Origin of the sequence: Streptomyces sp. ISL-100, from assembly GCF_018614615.1 — a bacterium.
Lineage (GTDB): Bacteria > Actinomycetota > Actinomycetes > Streptomycetales > Streptomycetaceae > Streptomyces.
Window position 1 is genome coordinate 159,647 of sequence record NZ_JAGGOK010000036.1, and the last position, 17,685, is coordinate 177,331.

Genomic DNA, 17,685 nt, shown 5'->3' on the forward strand with positions numbered 1-17,685 from the left:
CCTCATTCCTATGATGGGCGCACGACACCGCGGACCAACCACGACCAGGTGGGACCCAAAGGTGTACGGCGGCGCGCGACGGTGGTGGAGGGGTCGATGACTCAGGGGGCCGGTCAGGGACCCGCAGTGCGGACGGCTACATTGCGGGACTTCCGCGTACCGCCGTACGCACAGGCCCCCGATCCCGCGCACACGAACGCTTTCGGGAACGCCTACGCGAGCCCGTACGAGAGCGCCTACGCCCCCGACGAGGAGCCGGAGGGCTACACACCCACGCAGCGCGACCTCCCGGTGATCAGCCGCAGCGGTCCCGGAGACACGGTGCAGGTGAGCGTGCAGACCGAGCCCGACCCGCGGCCCGCTGCCGGTGAGGGCCTCGGCCCGCTCTTCGTCGTCGGCGATGTGCACGGCTATCTCGACGAGCTGTACGCCGCCCTCGCCGAGCAGGGCCTGATCGACGCCGAGGGCCACTGGGCGGCAGGCAACGCCCGGCTCTGGTTCCTCGGCGACTTCACCGACCGCGGACCCGACGGCATCGGCGTCATCGACCTCGTGATGCGCCTGTCCGCCGAGGCCGCGGCCGCCGGCGGCTACTGCAAAGCCCTCATGGGCAACCACGAGCTGCTGCTCATCGGCGCCAAACGGTTCGGCGACACGCCCGTCAACTCCGGGGCGGGCACCGCTACTTTCCAGGCCGCCTGGCTCCTCAACGGCGGCCAGAAGGCCGACATGGACCGGCTCCAGGACGTACACCTTCAGTGGATGTCGCGCCTCGACGCCGTCGCGCTGGAAGACGCGCATCTGCTGACCCACTCCGACACAACCGCCTACCTCGATTACGGCAGCACCATCGAAGACGTGAACGACACAGTCCACGCCATCCTCACCCGCAACGACGCCGACGAGTGCTGGGACGTCTTCCGCAAGTTCACCAAGCGCTTCGCCTTCCGTGACGAGGGCGGCGCCCAGGCCGTGCGCGAGCTCCTCGACGCGTACGGCGGCGAACGCATCGTCCATGGTCACAGCCCCATTCCCTACCTCCTCGGCGAGGTGGGCAACGAGAGCTCGGACGGCGGCGACGAGAATTCCGGGCCGGTCGTGGAAGGCCCCCACGTGTACGCCGACGGGCTCGCCATCGCCATGGACGGCGGCGTGACCATGGCCGGAAAGCTGCTGGTCGTCCAACTGCCCCTGCATAACTGAACTTCGCCGGGGAAGGCGCGGCCATATACATGCCGCACTTACCACTGGGCCCTATTTCCGGAAACCCCCTGTCACCCCGTGCCGTAGGCGCTCTACCATCGGCTTATCCGTAGCAGGCTCTCCTCCGTTTCCGCCCAATTACCCGCCCTAAGCGGGTTGTCCGGCCCTACGGAGCATCGGGGGATGCACATGAACAGCAGCGCTCCGCACCTGCTGGCCGAGGACCGACCGGAATACGAACGCGTCCTCGACGAGGCACTGCGCACCGCTCACCATCGCCCGGAACTGGCCGCCGTCGGGCAGCGGCTCAACACGGAACAACTGCGCACCATGGCAATGAACGCCAGTGCGATCGTCGCCGCGGCCGCCGCCGTCGAATACGACCACTACGTAAAGGTCCGCGAAGAAGGGCGCACGCCCTCCGCGGCGGCCGCCCACACCGGCTCCGTCCTCGCCATGGGCGACGCCACCGAGACCACGGGGGCGGGCGCCGTCGCCGTCGTCGCCGTCCTGACACCCGTACTCGCCGGCACCGCGGCGGCGATCTTCCTGCTCGTCGGGTACCTCCTCAAGATGCTCACGCCCGAGGTCGCCTTCGCCCAGACGCTCCTGACAGCAGGCTGGATCTTCGGGGCGCTCACGGCGGCGGGCATCCTGGTCGCCGCCGTCGGACTGCTGCTGACAGCTCTGCGCAACGGTTCTACGGCGTTCTCCGAAGGACGCGGAAGCGAGCGTACGCAGGAGGTCGACCGGGCCAGGGAAGCCTGGCGCCACGCCCTGCTGGAGCGGGGCGTCGTACCGTTTTTGCGAGACGCCCTGGCCGACCCGGGTACGCCCCCGGCCGCCCCGGCGCCGCGCCGGCCCGCCGGCCGCATCCCCGACCTGGGGTACTCACGGCCGGACTACAGCAGCCCCGGCCCGGACGGCGGCACCACACCGGGGCCGCGCCCGAGCTTCTCCAGCCCGGACTTCTCCAGCCCCGACTTCGGGGGACCCGACCACAAACCGGAGTAATTCCTACAGCCGGCGGACCACCTGCGCCTCCGCGCGCTCCACCGAAGCACGCCCGTGGACGTGCACCAGCGCCAGGTGGAACAGCGCGGGAGCCAGGGGCGCCCACCGGTGGATCCGATCCGTACGCAGCAGATACCTGGACACGTCCACGGGGCGGAAGGGGACGAACTCCGTCGTCTGGTGTTCCCACCGGTCGGCGACGCCTCTGCTCATGCGCGCCTGCACGCCCTCGCGGGTCAAGGTCTTCAGGCGCGCGTAGAAGTGGGCGCTCCAGTGGCGCTTGTCGACGTCCAGCACGAAGGCCAGCAGAGCGAGGGTGTACTCGTTCGGCTCCAGGGAGAGTTCCTCGCGCATGCCGCGCCGGGCGACGGCGTACAGGTCCGGCGCGTTGCGGCCGGAGGAGTCGATGTGCCGGGACAGGCCCTCGTTCACGGAGGAGTTCCACACCCCGGGCGCCATGCGTACCCGTTCGCTTCGCTGACTGACCACCAGCATGTCGTCGGCGGTCACCACGGCGACGTTGACGGCGAAGCTGCACTGCAGGAAGGCCGGGGCGTCCAACGGACGGTCCGGGTCGAGGTACTGGGACCGCGGAGTGCCGCCGTTGGGCAGCCGGCGGTCGAGCTGCTGAGCGGCCAGGAACGTGTAGTAGTCCGTGGGCCGCAGTCTCAGGTGGACCTCGGGGTGCTCGTCGAGGGCGCTCCGCGAGATGTCGAACGCCTCGACGGCGTAACGAGGACCGTTCCATACGGGCGTGCGGCCCCCGGCCTGGAGCTGAGCGCTCTGGGCTTCGATCTCGTCACGCCACCCGGCCATTTCCGGAGGAAGGGCCACTTCGTCATCGAGAACCTGGATGTGTATGGCATCGGCCGTGACCGTGGACTCACCGTCGCCCTCCACGATCAGGGCAGACGTGTGGAGCGGCCCCAGGGCGAAGGTGGTCCACGCACGGCTGGGCTCCCCGCGCGAGCGCAGGCTGCGGACCGCACTCGACGAGCGCCGCCGGATCCTGAACCAGGCGTCCTGCAAAGGCTGCTGAAACAGCGTGGCGAACACCATGCCCAGCAGGGCGCCCACCACTCCATTGGCCACGTCGATTCCACCCATGCCGTCGAGCGTAGGCAGAAACGATCAAGAGGCGGGTGGCTCTTGCCTGTTCCGTTACCGCACGGCCGATGGGCCCCCGCCTTACGGCAGGCAGGGGCCCGTCAGCGACTCAGTCCGCGATCGGGAGGTACACCCGGTTGCCGGCGGCGGCGAACTCCTTGGACTTCTCCGCCATGCCCGCCTCGATCTCGTCCTGCGTGCCGCCGTGCTCACGCCGGATGTCCTGGCTGATCTTCATCGAGCAGAACTTCGGCCCGCACATGGAGCAGAAGTGCGCGGTCTTCGCCGGCTCGGCGGGCAGCGTCTCGTCGTGGAACGCCCGCGCCGTGTCCGGGTCCAGGGCCAGGTTGAACTGGTCCTCCCAGCGGAACTCGAAGCGGGCGTCCGACAGCGCGTCGTCCCACTCCTGCGCCCCCGGGTGCCCCTTGGCGAGATCCGCCGCATGGGCCGCGATCTTGTAGGTGATGACGCCCGTCTTCACGTCGTCACGGTTGGGCAGACCCAGGTGCTCCTTGGGTGTCACGTAGCAGAGCATGGCCGTGCCCCACCACGCGATCATCGCCGCCCCGATGCCGGAGGTGATGTGGTCATACGCCGGGGCCACGTCCGTAGTGAGCGGGCCGAGCGTATAGAAGGGGGCCTCCTCGCAGATTTCCTGCTGGAGGTCGATGTTCTCCTTGATCTTGTGCATCGGGACGTGACCCGGACCCTCGATCATCGTCTGCACGTTATGACGCTTGGCGATCGTGTTGAGTTCCCCGAGGGTCTTCAACTCGGCGAACTGCGCCTCGTCGTTGGCGTCCGCGATCGAGCCGGGCCGCAGGCCGTCGCCGAGCGAGTACGTCACGTCGTACGCCGCGAGGATCTCGCACAGCTCCTCGAAGTTCTCGTACAGGAACGACTCCTTGTGGTGCGCCAGGCACCACGCGGCCATGATCGAACCGCCGCGCGAGACGATGCCGGTCTTGCGCCGGGCGGTCAGCGGGACGTACGCCAGCCGCACACCGGCGTGGACCGTCATGTAGTCGACGCCCTGCTCGGCCTGCTCGATGACCGTGTCCTTGTAGACCTCCCAGGTCAGCTCCTCCGCCCGGCCGTCGACCTTCTCCAGGGCCTGGTACAGCGGCACGGTGCCGATCGGCACCGGAGCGTTGCGCAGGATCCACTCGCGGGTGGTGTGGATGTTGCGGCCGGTCGACAGGTCCATGACCGTGTCGGCGCCCCACTTGGTGGCCCACGTCATCTTGTCCACCTCCTCCTCGATGGAGGAAGTGACCGCCGAGTTGCCGATGTTGGCGTTGACCTTCACCAGGAACCGCTTGCCGATGATCATCGGCTCGATCTCCGGGTGATTGACGTTCGCCGGCAGGACCGCCCGGCCCGCCGCGATCTCTTCCCGTACGACCTCGGGCGCCACGTTCTCGCGGATCGCCACGTACTCCATCTCGGGCGTGATGTCCCCGCGGCGCGCGTACGCGAGCTGCGTGACGGCCTGACCGTCGCGGCCCCGGCGGGGCAGGCGCGGCCGCCCGGGGAAGACCGCGTCGAGGTTCCGAAGGCCCCCGCGCGGCGAGGTGTGCTTGATCCCGTCGTCCTCGGGACGGACCGGACGGCCCGCGTACTCCTCGGTGTCGCCGCGGCCGATGATCCAGTTCTCGCGCAGCGGCGCGAGTCCGCGGCGTACGTCCGTCTCGATCGTCGGGTCGGTGTACGGGCCGGACGTGTCGTACAGCGTCACGTCCTTCCCGTTGGTGAGGTGCACCTGCCGGACCGGCACGCGAAGATCCGACCGCGAGCCCTCGGGCCCTGAGACGTATCCCTTGTGCCAGCCCGGCTTGCGCCCGTCCTGACTGGTGGCAGGCGTGTGTGCATCCGCTGTGGTCATGAGACCTACTCCCTACGCCGGCATTACCCGGTAACAGGTTCGGCGGTCGACGCAGCGGCTTTCGTACGGTTTTGCGTACGAAGGTCAGCGCCCTCTCAGCCCGGTGCTCCGAGCTCCCGCGTGTGCAAAGGTGCCCCCACGCTAGCGTCCCTTCTGGCGCGCTGAACAGAGGGCCCCCTCCGTTCTTGGGATGATCGGTCGGTGACGTCCCCACAGCCGGCCCCTCAGCCCACGCCCGAAATCCACGGCCACACCCACAGCCACGGGCCCGCCGCGCCCGTCTCCAAGCACCTGCGCAAGGTCATCGCGGCCGTGCTGATCCCGTTCGCCACGGCCGTTTTCATCGGCCTTGTCGTGCTCTGGCCGGGCGGCGCGCCCGGACACGAGCGCACCGGTGTCGGTTTCGACCGCCAGACCGTGTCGGGCAAGGTGACGGCCGTACAGCAGGTCGACTGCAAGGACGTGAACGCCGCTCAGGTGCCCCCGACCGGCGACACGTCCACCCCGTCCGGCCGCGAGGCCCAGCAGGCCCAGCAGGGCACCTGCGAGAGGGCGACGATCGAGGTCACGTCCGGCAAGGACAAGGGCCGTACCTTCACCGAGATCGTCCAGCCCGACGCGCCCAGGCAGCTGAACGAGGGCCAGGGCGTGGTGGTGGCCTACGCCCCCGACGCGCCCCGCGACCTCCAGTACTCGGTGACCGATGTCGACCGCGCGATCCCCATGTCGCTGCTCGCCGGGATCTTCGCCCTCGCGGTGATCGTCGTCGGGCGCATGAAGGGCCTGATGGCGCTGATCGCGCTCGCCGTGTCCTTCGCGATCCTGACGCTGTTCATCCTCCCCGCCATCCTCCAGGGCTCGAACCCGCTGATCGTCGCGGTCGTCGGAGCCAGCGCCATCATGCTCATCGCGCTGTACGCCTGCCACGGCCTGACCGCCCGTACGTCCGTCGCCGTCGTCGGCACGCTCATCTCGCTGCTGCTGATCGGGCTGCTCGGCTCGCTCTTCATCGGCTGGGCGTACCTCAGCGGCAACACGGACGACAACACCGGGCTCATCCACGGTCTCTACCCGGACATCGACATGAGCGGCCTGCTGCTCGCGGGCGTGATCATCGGCTCCCTCGGCGTGCTCGACGACGTGACCGTCACCCAGACGTCGGCGGTCTGGGAACTCCACCAGGCCGACCCGTCCATGGGCCCCCGCGCCCTCTACCGGGCCGGTATCCGCATCGGCCGCGACCACATCGCGTCCGTCGTCAACACACTCGTGCTGGCGTACGCGGGCGCAGCGCTGCCGCTGCTGCTTCTCTTCTCGATCGCGCAGAGCAGTGTCGGTACGGTCGCCAACAGCGAGCTGGTCGCGGAGGAGATCGTACGGACACTGGTCGGCTCGATCGGCCTGGTCGCCTCGGTGCCGGTGACGACCGCGCTCGCGGCGCTGGTCGTTTCGGCCGACCGTCCGGCGTCCGGCGCGGACGCGTCCCCCGCACGTGGCAGCGGCGGTGGGGGGCGGCGGCGCAAGCGCTGACCTTCCCCCAAGGGCGTTCAGCCGGCGTTCTGTTCCTCGGCGAGGATCCGGTCGAGGGCTTCCTCAACGTCCCCGCCGAAGCCCGCGAGAGCGCCCTCCTGCCCCAGCGGCACGAGCCTGTCCGTACGGTCGAGGAAGGCCGCCAGCGGGGCGGCGCTCGCACTGAACGACGCGCGCTCCCCGGCGACCTGAAGCCGGATGTGAACCTCCAGGGGGTCATCGGAACCGGTGCCGGCCGGCTCGATGTGCACATCACCCTCGCCGCACGGCCTGCCGAGACCGTCGAGCAGCAGCTCCCGGCCGAACGCCCACGTCACGGGGTCGTCCCCGGGCAGGTGGAACGTCATCCGGACCGCGTACGGATCCCTGATCGCGTACTGAAGCTCCACCGGGATCCGGAAGGAAAGCTCTTCCGAGACAAGGAAGTTCATCATGACCTGTGCCTGAACCGACTCGCGCATTCGCCCATCGTGCTTGAACCGCCGACCGAGGCACAAGGAGTGATATTTCAGATACTGATAGAGAATGCGAACGAGCTGATCAGCCCGCCCACCGCACCGCGCAGTTGGTCAACCGCGGGCAGCAGCCGCCGCTCCTGTTCGGCAGGCAGAGAAATGGCCATCGCCCCGGCCGTCGATCCGACCGTGATCGGAATGGCCGCACAGACCGAGCCGACCGCGTACTCCTGGCGTTCCACGACCGGCCGCATCCGCTCCATCGACCGCAGCCGCTCCAGCAGCGCCCCTCGGTCCCGTACCGAATACGGCGTGAGCGGCTCGACCGGATGACGGGCCAGACGTGATCAGGCCGCGACATTGGTGCCGCGCCCCCGTGGCCGCCAGCCGCACGGCCGCCTCGCCGAGCACGAACACGCCGCCCTCACGCCGCAGATAGCCCTCGTACGCCAGCGTGCGCAGCAGGTGATAGGCGGTGGGGAGCGGAAGGCCGGCCTCCCGCGCGAGCTGCTTGGCCGGGGCACCGTCGGCATGGGCGGCCACCGCCTCCAGAAGCCGCAGAGCTCGCTGAACCGAACCGATCAGGGTCGGAGTCGGAGTGGGAGTCGGAGCAGCGGCGGTGTGTGACGTAGCCACGGCCGTCACTCTAACCGCCCAACCCATGCGCGCAGAGTGGTTGTCGCGCCCCTGTCCCCCGGGTGGGCTAACCGAGGCCGGCTACCAGTCGCCGCCCGACGACGAGGACGAGGACGACGCCATGAACTTCCGTACGACGTAGATCAGTCCGCCGACCAGGGCCACGAAGAGCAGCACCTTGAACAGCAGGCCGATCAGCAGGCCGATCGCGCTCAGGATGGCGCCGCCGAACACGACCAGAGCGATGACGGGCACCGCGACCCACTTCACCCACCACGGCATCCCCGCGAATATCTCCCGCACAGCCATCGCCCTGCCTCTTCTCCCTCGGAGTTCTGCTTCGTTGACCTCGATGCTAGGGGCGAAGGGGTGGCTCGCGGGGCACCCGGAGCCCTTGAAGACCCCTGATCGGCCCCCTAGGGAACCCCGAGTTCCGCGTCAGCCCCTCGGGCGTCAGCCCTCCGGAGTCAGCTTTCCGGCGGCGAGAAGACGACTATCACCCGCAGATCCTCGCTGATGTGATGGAACTTGTGCGGCACACCGGCCGGTACGTACACCACGCTGCCCCGCCCCACCTGCGTCGTCTCCATGCCAACAGTGATCGACGCGCGCCCGCTGACAACGAAGTACACCTCGTCCTCGCGGTGCGGCTGCTGCGGGTCGCTCTCGCCCGCGTTCAGCGCGTACAGACCGACCGACATGTTCCTCTCCCGCAGGAACTGCAGATACGCACCGTCATTGGCGGCGCGCTCCGCCTCCAGTTCGTCCAGTCGGAATGCCTTCATCGTCCGTCCGCCCCTCGCCCTGCCGTGCACCGCTGTCCGGCGCAGATCATGTCTGCCACGATCAGACACATGATGAATTTTCTAGTCAAGACGATCGCCAACGCCGGGGCCCTGCTGGTAGCCATCTGGCTCGTGCACGACATCACCCTGACCGGCGAGAGCACCGGCAATAAGGCGCTGACGCTGATCATCGTCGCGCTCCTGTTCGGCTTGGTGAACTTCGTCGTCAAGCCGGTCGTGAAGCTGCTGACGCTGCCTCTCTTCATCCTCACTCTCGGCCTGATCACCCTGGTGATCAACGCGCTGATGCTGCTGCTGACCTCCTGGCTGGCCGACAAGGTCGACCTCAGCTTCCACGTCGAGGGCTTCTGGACGGCCGTGCTCGGCGGCCTGATCATCAGCATCGTCTCGTGGGCGCTGAACGTCATCCTGCCCGACAAGGACTGACGCATGAGCCCCCGGACCAAGCCCGACAACGCCGTGGGAGACGGCACCCGGGCCGTACGCGCAGGCCTTCCCGAGCCTGTCGCGTACGAACCGACGCTCCCGGGACCGGTCTTCGCCGCGCACTACCACCTGCCCGGCGAGCCGACCGGTCCGTACACCTACGGGCGCGACGAGAACCCCACCTGGACGCACCTTGAGCGGGCCATCGGCGAACTGGAGGCGCCGGCGGAGACCGGCGTCGAGACGGTCGTCTTCGCCTCCGGCATGGCCGCCGTCTCCGCCGTCCTCCTCTCCCAGACGCGGGCCGGCGACACGGTCGTACTGCCCGACGACGGCTACCAGGCGCTCGCGCTCGTACGCGAACAGCTGGCGGCGTACGACGTGACCGTGCGCACCGCACCCACCGGCGGCGACGCCCAGCTCGGCATACTCGACGGAGCGCGGCTGCTGTGGATCGAGACGCCCTCCAACCCGGGGCTCGACGTCTGCGACATCCGCAGGCTCGCGGACGCCGCGCACGACGCCGGAGCGCTGGTCGCCGTCGACAACACCCTCGCCACACCACTCGGGCAGCGGCCCCTGGAGCTGGGGGCGGACTTCTCCGTCGCGAGCGGCACCAAGGGCCTCACCGGCCACGGCGACGTCCTGCTCGGCTACGTGACCTGCCGCGACGCCCGCCTCGCGGCGCGCGTACGGCGCTGGCGCAAGGTCGTCGGGGCCATCCCCGGCCCCATGGAGGCCTGGCTGGCGCACCGCTCCCTGGCCACCCTCCAGCTGCGCGCCGACAAGCAGGGCGCGAACGCGCTGGCCCTCGCCGAAGCCCTGCGCGAGCACACGGCTGTCAGCGGCTTGCGACATCCCGGACTGCCCGGCGACCCGTCGTACGCCGTCGCCTCGCGCCAGATGCGCCGCTTCGGCTGCGTCGTCTCCTTCACGCTGCCCGACCGCGCTTACGCCGAGCGGTTCCTCGACGGGCTGCGGCTGGCCGACGACGCGACCAGTTTCGGCGGCGTACGCTCGACGGCCGAGCGGCGCGGGCGATGGGGCGGCGACGCCGTACCGGAAGGCTTCGTCCGCTTCTCCGTCGGGGCCGAGGACCCCGAGGACCTGGTGGCAGACGTACTGCGCGCGCTCGACGAGGCGGCTCCGTAGCGCGGCCGCTACGTCCCGCAAGTACAACGGACGGTCCGAGCCTCCCCCCTCATGGCTCGGACCGTCCCGGTTCCACGCGCGAAGAACCGCGAAACAAAGGCTAGTTGACTCTGCGTCAGTGTCCAATCACAGTAGCGACAGAGACCTATCGACATATTTATAGTTGTGACCGTCGGCGACCCCGCCGGGACGGGAGGCCGCGCCATGGACCTGGCTCTGCTCCGCACGTTCGTCACGGTTCACCGAGCCGGCTCCTTCACCCGCGCCGCCGCCCTCCTCGGACTCTCCCAGCCCGCGGTCACCAGCCAGATCCGCACCCTGGAACGGCAACTGGGCCGCCCGCTGTTCCTGCGCCAGGCCCGCGGCGTAACCCCCACAACCGTCGGCGACGAGCTCGCCCACCGGGCAGCGCCTCACCTCGACGCACTCGTCGAGATCACCGAGGCGGGACTCGACGAGGATTCCGGCGTACGGACGCTGCACCTCGCGGGGCCACCGGAGTTCACCTCCGTACGCGTCCTGCCCACCCTCTCCCCGCTCATCGCACAGGGCCTGACGCTGCGCATCTCCTTCGCGAACGCCCAGGAGAGCCTCGAAGGCCTCGCCGCCGGACACCACGACCTCGCCATCTCCACGGACCGGCCGCGCGGCACCATCCTCACCGGGACCGCCCTCTGCGACGAGGAACACGTCCTGATCGCCGCACCGCGCTGGGCCGGAAGGATCGGCCCCGGCCTGCTGCGCCGCAAGGGGCCACGGGTACTGGAGCAATTACCGGTGGTGGAGGTGCACGAGTCGCTGCCGCTGGTCACCCGCTACTGGACCACCGTCTTCGACGCCCGGCCGGCCGCGGCCGGCACCGTCGTCGCACCCGACCTGCGGGCGGTGCTGTCCGCCACGGCCGCGGGCGCGGGACTCGCCGTACTGCCGCGCTATCTGTGCGAAGAGGCACTGGAGCGCGGGGAAGTCGTGGCGCTCTTCGACCCTCCCGTGCCGCCCCTGCGGACCTACTTCCTGGCCGTACGCACCGGCACGCTCGCCCTGCCGCACATCGCGCGGGCGCACGAGTGGCTGCTGCGCGCCGCCACCGACTGGTCCTGAGCCGACACGCCGGCATCCAGCAGCGGTGCGGGAGTTTCAGAACGGGCGAGGTGGGCCACTGTATTGCCATGACCGGCACCTCTTTTCCCGAGGGGACCACACCCGCACCCGCGAGGCCCGTGGTCAAACGCACCGCACGCGCCATCCTGCTCGACGGCGACGACCTGATCCTGATCAAGCGCACCAAGCCGGGCGTCGATCCGTACTGGCTCACGCCGGGCGGCGGCGTCGAACCGGAGGACGCCACCGTCGTCGAGGCCCTGCACCGCGAACTCGACGAGGAACTCGGCGCGAAGATCACCGACGTGGTGCCCTGCTTCGTCGACACCGTCGAGCACATCGCGGGCGGCGGAGTCACAGGCGTAAAAGTGCAGCACTTCTTCGTCTGCCGCCTGGAGTCCATGGACCCCGCCCTGCGGCACGGGCCCGAAATCGACGAGCCGTGCGGTCAGTACGAGATCGTACGGGTGCCCTTCAGCCGGGTCGGGATCGCTGCGGTGCATCTCGTACCGCTGTCGCTGCGGCACTACCTGGACGGCAACATCGAGGGCGTACGGGCCATGCACGCCCACGACCTGGGCTGACAGATCCCTGGTCGCTAGTCGCCCGCCGCCACCAGCTCTTCGATGGAGTCGTGGCGGATGCGATCGCCGGGGATCCCCAGGTTCCGGAGGGCGTCGACGCCGCTGCGGATCATGCCGGGCGGGCCGGACAGGTAGGCGTCGTGGGAGTTCCACGGGCCGTACTCCAGCACCGCGTCCGGGAAGTGCGTCCTGCCGTCGACCACCGGGTGCACCGAGAGCCACGAGTGGGACTGCTGGAGGCGCAGCATGGTGTCGATGTCGTACAGGTCGTAGTCGGTGCGGGCGCCGTAGAAGACGTCGACGGGACGGCGCTCGCCGTGCTCGGCCACGTCCTCGACGAGCGCCTTGATGGGCGCGATGCCGGTGCCGCCGCCCAGGCAGAGCAGACCGCTGTCGGTGGTGTGGTCGACAGTCATCGAGCCGGCCGGCGGGCCGAGGCGCACGGTGTCACCGGGCCGGGCGCGATGGACGAGGGCGTTGGACACCCAGCCGGCCGGGACCGCCTTGACGTGGAAGGACAGCAGGCCGTCGGGGCGGGGGGCGGCGGCGAAGGAGTAGTGCCGCCAGATCCGCGGCCACCACGGCGTTTCCAGGCTCGTGTACTGGCCGGCCAGGAAGGGGTAGGGCTGGTCGGGGCGCAAAGTGATGACCGCTATGTCGGGTGTACGCAGGTCGTGCGAGACGACCTCGGCCTGCCACCAGGCGGGCGCGCGCAGCTCGTTCTCGGCGGCCGCGTCGATCATGATCTGCGAGATAGCGGTGTACGTACGGATCCACGCGGCCTCGGACTCGTCGTCCCAGGTGGACGTCGCGTAACGGGCCAGCGCCCCGAGCAGCGCCTCACCGACCGCCGGGTAGTGGGACGCCTGGGTGCCGTACTTGCGATGGCCGCGGCCCAGATTGCGCAGGTACTCGATGAGCACCGGCTTGTTGTCGATGTGCTCGGCGGCGGTCAGCAGCGCTTTCAGGAGCCGGTCGCGCTGGGTGTCCATGGCGGCGGGGAACAGCGCGCGCAGCTCGGGGTGGCGGGTGAAGAGCAGCGCGTAGAAGTACGACGTGACCTTGCCGGCATCGTCGCCGACGTCGGCGAGGGTGCGGCGGATGAGGGCCGCGTCGGGGGACACGGGGGCAGCGTGCGCTGCGGGGGCGGCGGGGGCGGCGGGCGCCTCTTGGCGCTCGGGGGCTCGCGGCTCAGGAACTCGCGGCTCGGCGGCTTGCGGCTCGCGGGCTTGTGCTTCGGCAGCGGGCGCTGCGGCCATGGGAGCAGGCGCGGGGGCGGGAGCAGGCGCGGGCGCTTCGGCTGCGGGGGGCATGGTGGGAGCGGCGGCGGGCTGGGGCCGTGAGGCGCCGGTGCCCACCGGGCGTATCGCGGACACCGGGCGGCTCGGGCGGCTCGCACCCGCCCCCGGTATCCGGTCCTGACCCGGGTCCGAGCCGTGGCCGGGCGGCCGCTGGGGCCCCGCACCCGGCTGCCTGCGCGGCTTGAACCAGCCGCCGCCGCTGTCACCGGAAGTGCCGGTATCGGCCGGCGTGGTGGTCGGAGCGTCCATAGATGTGCCTCGCCTCGAACATCTTTCGGTCGGTCTGCGCTTCAGTCCGGTCAGTTCAGTCAGTGCTGCCGGTGGCTCACACTAATCACGCCCCCACCCCCATTTGGGGTGAGCCGGACAAAAGTGTGACATTGCCCGCAGTTCCGTCGTCGCAGCATGCCAGGCACCGCTCCCGCATCGGACAAAGACCAGGAAGTCCGGGCATCCGAACCCGTTTTCTGGTTAGGCTCCTTTTGCCCCATGCCTTACGCAGTAAGGCCACCAGGAGCAAACCGGAGTCGACACTACCGGCGGTAGCGCGGCGCACAAGCCCCCTGCCGCTACAGCCCCCACTCGTCGGCCCACGCCCGCTCTGCGGCTATTCCAGAATTACCGGCGGGACTGCACCAGTTCGTACGCCTCGCGCAGATCGCCTCCCCAATAGGCAAGCACCGCAAGGTCCGACACATGGTGATCCGCGTTGACGGCCACAGAAATCGGCACCGCTGCGAAGATCTCCGCGTCCGACATCGAATCCCCGTAAGCCACGCAGTCACTCCGAAGCAGCCCGAATTCTTCACAGAGCCGTTCAGCGATCTTCACTTTCGCGGCCGCATTCAAGATCCCCGCCCGCTCCACCGGCTCCAGGAAGGGCACCGCCGGCCAGCGCGAGCCATGTGCGGCATGCGCACCCCAGGCCAGCAGCCGCTCCACAAAGAAGTCCGGAGACAGCGAGATCACGGCGCAGTACTCACCGCGCGAGCGGATGTCCGCCCACACCTCCTCAATGCCCGACAGCCACGGCGCACCCTCGAAGGCCGCCGCCACCTGCGCCTCGGTGAGCTCCGCCCACAGCTCCCTGGCCGTACGGCGAACTCGTCGGGCGCCATACCCCGCACCAGAAAATCCCGCTCCAGCTCCGCGATCTCGGCGCTCACACCCAGCTGGCGGGAGATCTCGACAGCCGCCGCCGAGCCGCGCATCAGCGTTCCGTCGAGATCGAAGAGATGAAGTCTCGTCATGTACGCCGAGGCTAGTACGCGCGGTTACTCCCCCCGTCAGACGCCGGACCGGCCCGCCGCCAGGCACGGTGTTTCACGTGAAACCACTCCCTCGCCCCGCACGCCGGGTACTCCTCGTCACGCACGTCGCCGCCTCCGTGGGCTGGCTCGGCCTCACGGTCGGACTGCTCGCTCTCGGCATCACCGCCTACACAACCGAGTCCCCCGCCATCACGCAGGCCTCCTACACCTCCATGAAAGTCTTCGGCGACTGGCTCATCGCACCCGTCGCGCTACTGTCACTGGCCACCGGGCTGGTGCTGTCCCTCGGCACACCGTGGGGCCTGGCCAGACACCGCTGGGTCTGGGTGAAGTTCTGGCTCACTGTCATCACAGGCGCTGCGACGATCTTCGCGCTGCGCCCCGAAATCAGCGCGGCCGCGGCCCACGGCATCCCCGACAGCAGCCTGGTCGCCGCGCCGATCGTCGCATCCAGTGCCTACTTCTTCATGACCGCGATCTCAGTCCTCAAGCCCTGGGGACTCACCCGCCGCGGCCGGCGTTCCCGAGCCGTCGCCTCCTCTTCACGTAAAGCGGTGGACGGACGATCAGTACGTCAGCCAGCCTGATCCAATGCCGACTGCGCACACCGATCTCCCCATCCGCCGCCTGACCCTGGGCGACCTCACCGCCTGCGCCGACCTGTCCGAAGACAGGAGCTGGCCACGCGAGGAGCACCGATGGGGCCTGCTGCTCGCAGCCGGCACCGGCTACGGCATCGACGCACCAGAAGGAAAAGGCCTCGCTGCCGCCGCCGTCCTCACGTCGTACGCCCCCGGGACCTCGTCCGAACCCGGACTCTCCGCGATCGGCATGGTCCTCGTCGCTGAACGCCACGCACGACAGGGCATCGGCCGCCGCCTCATGCGGCACCTCCTCGCGGAAGCCGGCGACACCCCCCTCACCCTGCACGCCACCCCCCAGGGCCGCCCGCTCTACGAAGACCTCGGCTTCACCGTGACCGGCAAGGCCGAGATGATCCGCGGCCACTTCCGCCCCTCCGGGCCCCCGGCCGGCGTACCGACCCGCCCCGCCACCGCCGACGACCTGCCCAAGATCCTGCGCCTGGACACCGAAGTCTTCGGCCTGGACCGCACCCACATGCTCACGCGCCTTCCCGCCTTCGCCGACCAGATCCGCGTCGCCGAGGACGAGAGCGGCCTCATCGGCTACGCCGCCGCCTGGCCCAATATGCAAACCCATGTCGTGGGGCCGCTGATCGCCCGCGACACCGAGACCGCCAAGGCACTGATCGCCTCACTGGCCGCCGGTACGGACCGCCCGCTGCGCACCGACATCGACGTACGCCACGAGGACCTGCTGGAATGGCTGAAGGCGCACGGCCTGGAGCCGGTCGCCTTCAACACCGTCATGACCTACGGGATCCCCGCCCTCCCCGGCGACTGGACCCGCCGCTTCGCCCCACTGACGCTCGCGGCGGGCTGACGGCGGACGGCCGGGGCCTGTCGGCTACCAGCCACGCGCTACCGGCCGAGGGCTTCTGCCGCCGCGTTCGCGAAGCCGTGGTCCCGGTCCGGCGCTCCGCCACCCACGCCGATCGCACCGATCAGGCGGCCGCCGCGACGGACCGGTACGCCACCCGCGATGAACAGCAGGGGACGGTCGAGCGCGGTCGGCAGGGTGTGGAAGAGCCCACCAGGCTGAACCGCGTCGACAAGGTCGGCTGTCGGAGCGTTCAGCTGGAGCGCGGTGTAGGCCTTGCGGGTGCTGGTCTCGCCGGCGATCAGTACGGCCCGGTCGTCGCGCCGGAACGCGAGCAGGTGCCCGCCCGCGTCGAGAACGGTGACAGCGACCGCGACCCCCGCGTCCTCAGCCGCGCGGCGAGCGGCATCGACGAGGGCTTCGGCGTCCTGGATGGTCAGCGGGACGACAGCGGTGGCGGTGTTGCTCATGGAGGCACTCCTTGGTTGTGCAGGGGGATTGATTCAGCGACGTGCGGCGGCAGGGACGACAGCGGCCGGCTTCTCCGGGACTGACGCCGACCCCGCGACGACCCGGCTGCGGGCGTCCGTACGGCGCTCCAGGGCGCTGGAAAGGACCGCGAGCCCAAGGGCCGAGGCAGCGAGCACCGCACCGACCCAGTTGGGAGCGGTGTAGCCGAGGCCCGCCGCGATGACGAGGCCGCCGAGCCAGGCGGCGAGCGCGTTGCCGAGGTTGAACGCGCCGATGTTGACGGCGGAGGCCAGAGTGGGAGCGCCCGCGGCCTGGTCCAGGACGCGCTTCTGGAGCGGCGGAACGATCGCGAAGCCCAGCCCGCCGATCAGCACGATCGTGACTGCCGCCGCGATCTGGTTGTGGGCGGTGACCGTGAAGAGGGCGAGGACCAGGGCGAGGGCGCCCAGGGACACGTACAGCAGCGGCATCAGCGCACGGTCGGCGAACTTGCCGCCGATCAGGTTGCCGCCGACCATGCCGAGACCGAAGAGCACCAGCAGCCAGGTGACGGACCCGGCGGAGTAGCCGGCCACGCCGGTCATCATCGGCGCGAGGTAGGTGATCGCGGCGAAGACACCACCGAAGCCCAGCACGGTCATCGCCATGGCGAGCAGCACCTGCACATTGCGGAAGGCGGCAAGCTCGTGGCGCAGCCGTACGCCCTCGGGCATGGGCATCTCCGGTACGAGCCGGGCGACGCCCGCGAGACCGAGCACGCCGAGCGCGGCCACCGCGGCGAAGGTGATCCGCCAGCCATAGCTCTGGCCGATGAACGTACCGAGCGGGACACCGACAACATTCGCGGTGGTGAGGCCGGTGAACATCATGGCGATGGCTCCGGCCTTCTTCTCCGGGGCGACGAGATCGGCCGCGACGATCGATCCGATTCCGAAGAACGCACCGTGCGCGAGGGAGGCGACCACGCGGGCCCCGAGCATCACGCCGAACGAGGGGGCGACAGCTGAGAGCAGATTGCCCGCGATGAACAGTCCCATCAGCAGCATCAGCATGCGCTTGCGGGAGATCCGGGTGCCGAGGACGGACATCAGCGGCGCACCCAGCACGACGCCGAGGGCATAACCGCTGACCAGATAGCCGGCGGTGGGTATCGAGACACCGAAGTCGGTGGCCACCTCGGGCAGCAGCCCCATGATCACGAATTCTGTGGTGCCGATACCGAACGCCCCGATGGCGAGGGCGAGGAGCGCGAGTGGCATGGCCAGACCTTCCGAATAGATTG

The 17,685-nt window shown here is 69.6% G+C and carries 17 protein-coding genes, 2 pseudogenes and 1 riboswitch; of the genes and pseudogenes, 9 read left to right on the forward strand and 10 right to left on the reverse strand.

The window, feature by feature from the left end:
* Window positions 1-81 precede the first annotated feature (81 nt).
* The gene (locus J7E89_RS16520; protein ID WP_374196829.1) at window positions 82-1,203 is read left to right on the forward strand and encodes a metallophosphoesterase; all 1,122 of its coding nucleotides are present in this window, start codon (window positions 82-84) and stop codon (window positions 1,201-1,203) included.
* 183 nt (window positions 1,204-1,386) lie between these two features.
* Window positions 1,387-2,217: a hypothetical protein gene (locus J7E89_RS16525; RefSeq protein WP_214974231.1), complete on the forward strand. Its 831-nt coding sequence runs from the start codon at window positions 1,387-1,389 to the stop codon at window positions 2,215-2,217.
* Window positions 2,218-2,220: 3 nt separating this feature from the next.
* Here the strand turns inward: J7E89_RS16525 and J7E89_RS16530 are convergent, their stop codons facing one another.
* Window positions 2,221-3,324 (reverse strand): hypothetical protein, encoded by a 1,104-nt coding sequence (locus J7E89_RS16530; RefSeq protein WP_214974232.1) that lies wholly within the window; start codon window positions 3,322-3,324, stop codon window positions 2,221-2,223.
* 109 nt (window positions 3,325-3,433) lie between these two features.
* Window positions 3,434-5,209 carry a phosphomethylpyrimidine synthase ThiC gene (gene thiC, locus J7E89_RS16535; protein WP_214974233.1) on the reverse strand — a complete coding sequence of 592 codons (1,776 nt, stop codon included), beginning with the start codon at window positions 5,207-5,209 and terminating at the stop codon, window positions 3,434-3,436.
* Window positions 5,202-5,339, reverse strand: a riboswitch (TPP riboswitch). Its footprint overlaps the gene before it by 8 nt.
* A gap of 71 nt (window positions 5,340-5,410) precedes the next feature.
* Between thiC and J7E89_RS16540 the strand changes: the two genes are divergently transcribed.
* Window positions 5,411-6,739 (forward strand): YibE/F family protein, encoded by a 1,329-nt coding sequence (locus J7E89_RS16540; RefSeq protein ID WP_214974234.1) that lies wholly within the window; start codon window positions 5,411-5,413, stop codon window positions 6,737-6,739.
* A 17-nt stretch (window positions 6,740-6,756) separates the two neighbouring features.
* Here the strand turns inward: J7E89_RS16540 and J7E89_RS16545 are convergent, their stop codons facing one another.
* The 4 genes and pseudogenes from J7E89_RS16545 to J7E89_RS16560 all read right to left on the reverse strand — a co-directional run bounded on the left by J7E89_RS16545 (window position 6,757) and on the right by J7E89_RS16560 (window position 8,615).
* Window positions 6,757-7,200 carry an SsgA family sporulation/cell division regulator gene (locus J7E89_RS16545; RefSeq protein WP_214974236.1) on the reverse strand — a complete coding sequence of 148 codons (444 nt, stop codon included), beginning with the start codon at window positions 7,198-7,200 and terminating at the stop codon, window positions 6,757-6,759.
* A gap of 47 nt (window positions 7,201-7,247) precedes the next feature.
* A pseudogene (locus J7E89_RS16550) lies at window positions 7,248-7,779 on the reverse strand (helix-turn-helix domain-containing protein).
* A gap of 132 nt (window positions 7,780-7,911) precedes the next feature.
* Complete coding sequence (locus J7E89_RS16555; protein WP_214974310.1) at window positions 7,912-8,133, reverse strand: DUF5326 family protein; 222 nt, start codon at window positions 8,131-8,133, stop codon at window positions 7,912-7,914.
* Window positions 8,134-8,297: 164 nt separating this feature from the next.
* Window positions 8,298-8,615: a cupin domain-containing protein gene (locus J7E89_RS16560; RefSeq protein WP_214974238.1), complete on the reverse strand. Its 318-nt coding sequence runs from the start codon at window positions 8,613-8,615 to the stop codon at window positions 8,298-8,300.
* Window positions 8,616-8,684: 69 nt separating this feature from the next.
* Here J7E89_RS16560 and J7E89_RS16565 point away from each other — a divergent pair, with 69 nt between their 5' ends.
* The 4 genes from J7E89_RS16565 (at window position 8,685) to J7E89_RS16580 (ending at window position 11,899) form a co-directional block, all read left to right on the forward strand.
* Window positions 8,685-9,062, forward strand: coding sequence for a phage holin family protein (locus J7E89_RS16565; RefSeq protein WP_214974240.1), 378 nt, complete (start codon window positions 8,685-8,687; stop codon window positions 9,060-9,062).
* Between the two features lie 3 nt (window positions 9,063-9,065).
* On the forward strand, window positions 9,066-10,214 hold the full coding sequence (locus tag J7E89_RS16570; protein WP_214974241.1) for a cystathionine gamma-lyase: 1,149 nt from the start codon (window positions 9,066-9,068) through the stop codon (window positions 10,212-10,214).
* Between the two features lie 204 nt (window positions 10,215-10,418).
* The gene (locus J7E89_RS16575; RefSeq protein WP_214974311.1) at window positions 10,419-11,315 is read left to right on the forward strand and encodes a LysR family transcriptional regulator; all 897 of its coding nucleotides are present in this window, start codon (window positions 10,419-10,421) and stop codon (window positions 11,313-11,315) included.
* Window positions 11,316-11,383: 68 nt separating this feature from the next.
* Window positions 11,384-11,899 (forward strand): NUDIX domain-containing protein, encoded by a 516-nt coding sequence (locus J7E89_RS16580; RefSeq protein ID WP_214974242.1) that lies wholly within the window; start codon window positions 11,384-11,386, stop codon window positions 11,897-11,899.
* Between the two features lie 14 nt (window positions 11,900-11,913).
* On the opposite strand, the gene J7E89_RS16585 is transcribed toward J7E89_RS16580, so the two are convergent.
* Window positions 11,914-13,449 carry a globin domain-containing protein gene (locus tag J7E89_RS16585; RefSeq protein WP_214974243.1) on the reverse strand — a complete coding sequence of 512 codons (1,536 nt, stop codon included), beginning with the start codon at window positions 13,447-13,449 and terminating at the stop codon, window positions 11,914-11,916.
* Window positions 13,450-13,818: 369 nt separating this feature from the next.
* Window positions 13,819-14,450 (reverse strand): annotated as a pseudogene (locus J7E89_RS16590) (HAD family hydrolase).
* A 77-nt stretch (window positions 14,451-14,527) separates the two neighbouring features.
* On the opposite strand from J7E89_RS16590, the gene J7E89_RS16595 reads away from it, so the two are divergent.
* Both J7E89_RS16595 and J7E89_RS16600 read left to right on the forward strand, forming a co-directional pair.
* On the forward strand, window positions 14,528-15,058 hold the full coding sequence (locus tag J7E89_RS16595; RefSeq protein WP_214974244.1) for a DUF2269 domain-containing protein: 531 nt from the start codon (window positions 14,528-14,530) through the stop codon (window positions 15,056-15,058).
* 4 nt (window positions 15,059-15,062) lie between these two features.
* Window positions 15,063-15,935: a GNAT family N-acetyltransferase gene (locus tag J7E89_RS16600; RefSeq protein ID WP_214974245.1), complete on the forward strand. Its 873-nt coding sequence runs from the start codon at window positions 15,063-15,065 to the stop codon at window positions 15,933-15,935.
* Between the two features lie 38 nt (window positions 15,936-15,973).
* Here the strand turns inward: J7E89_RS16600 and J7E89_RS16605 are convergent, their stop codons facing one another.
* Entirely contained in the window at window positions 15,974-16,402 is a 429-nt protein-coding gene (locus tag J7E89_RS16605; RefSeq protein ID WP_214974247.1) for a heme-binding protein, read from the reverse strand.
* 33 nt (window positions 16,403-16,435) lie between these two features.
* Window positions 16,436-17,662 carry an MFS transporter gene (locus J7E89_RS16610; RefSeq protein WP_214974249.1) on the reverse strand — a complete coding sequence of 409 codons (1,227 nt, stop codon included), beginning with the start codon at window positions 17,660-17,662 and terminating at the stop codon, window positions 16,436-16,438.
* Window positions 17,663-17,685: the final 23 nt, after the last annotated feature.

Coding starts and splice junctions, on each gene's coding strand:
- J7E89_RS16525 (WP_214974231.1), top strand. CDS start 1,387: ATGCACATGAACAGCAGCGCTCCGCACCTGCTGGCCGAGGACCGACCG.
- J7E89_RS16530 (WP_214974232.1), bottom strand. CDS start 3,324: ATGGGTGGAATCGACGTGGCCAATGGAGTGGTGGGCGCCCTGCTGGGC.
- thiC (WP_214974233.1), bottom strand. CDS start 5,209: ATGACCACAGCGGATGCACACACGCCTGCCACCAGTCAGGACGGGCGC.
- J7E89_RS16545 (WP_214974236.1), bottom strand. CDS start 7,200: ATGCGCGAGTCGGTTCAGGCACAGGTCATGATGAACTTCCTTGTCTCG.
- J7E89_RS16560 (WP_214974238.1), bottom strand. CDS start 8,615: ATGAAGGCATTCCGACTGGACGAACTGGAGGCGGAGCGCGCCGCCAAT.
- J7E89_RS16565 (WP_214974240.1), top strand. CDS start 8,685: ATGATGAATTTTCTAGTCAAGACGATCGCCAACGCCGGGGCCCTGCTG.
- J7E89_RS16570 (WP_214974241.1), top strand. CDS start 9,066: ATGAGCCCCCGGACCAAGCCCGACAACGCCGTGGGAGACGGCACCCGG.
- J7E89_RS16575 (WP_214974311.1), top strand. CDS start 10,419: ATGGACCTGGCTCTGCTCCGCACGTTCGTCACGGTTCACCGAGCCGGC.
- J7E89_RS16580 (WP_214974242.1), top strand. CDS start 11,384: ATGACCGGCACCTCTTTTCCCGAGGGGACCACACCCGCACCCGCGAGG.
- J7E89_RS16585 (WP_214974243.1), bottom strand. CDS start 13,449: ATGGACGCTCCGACCACCACGCCGGCCGATACCGGCACTTCCGGTGAC.
- J7E89_RS16600 (WP_214974245.1), top strand. CDS start 15,063: ATGCCGACTGCGCACACCGATCTCCCCATCCGCCGCCTGACCCTGGGC.
- J7E89_RS16605 (WP_214974247.1), bottom strand. CDS start 16,402: ATGAGCAACACCGCCACCGCTGTCGTCCCGCTGACCATCCAGGACGCC.
- J7E89_RS16610 (WP_214974249.1), bottom strand. CDS start 17,662: ATGCCACTCGCGCTCCTCGCCCTCGCCATCGGGGCGTTCGGTATCGGC.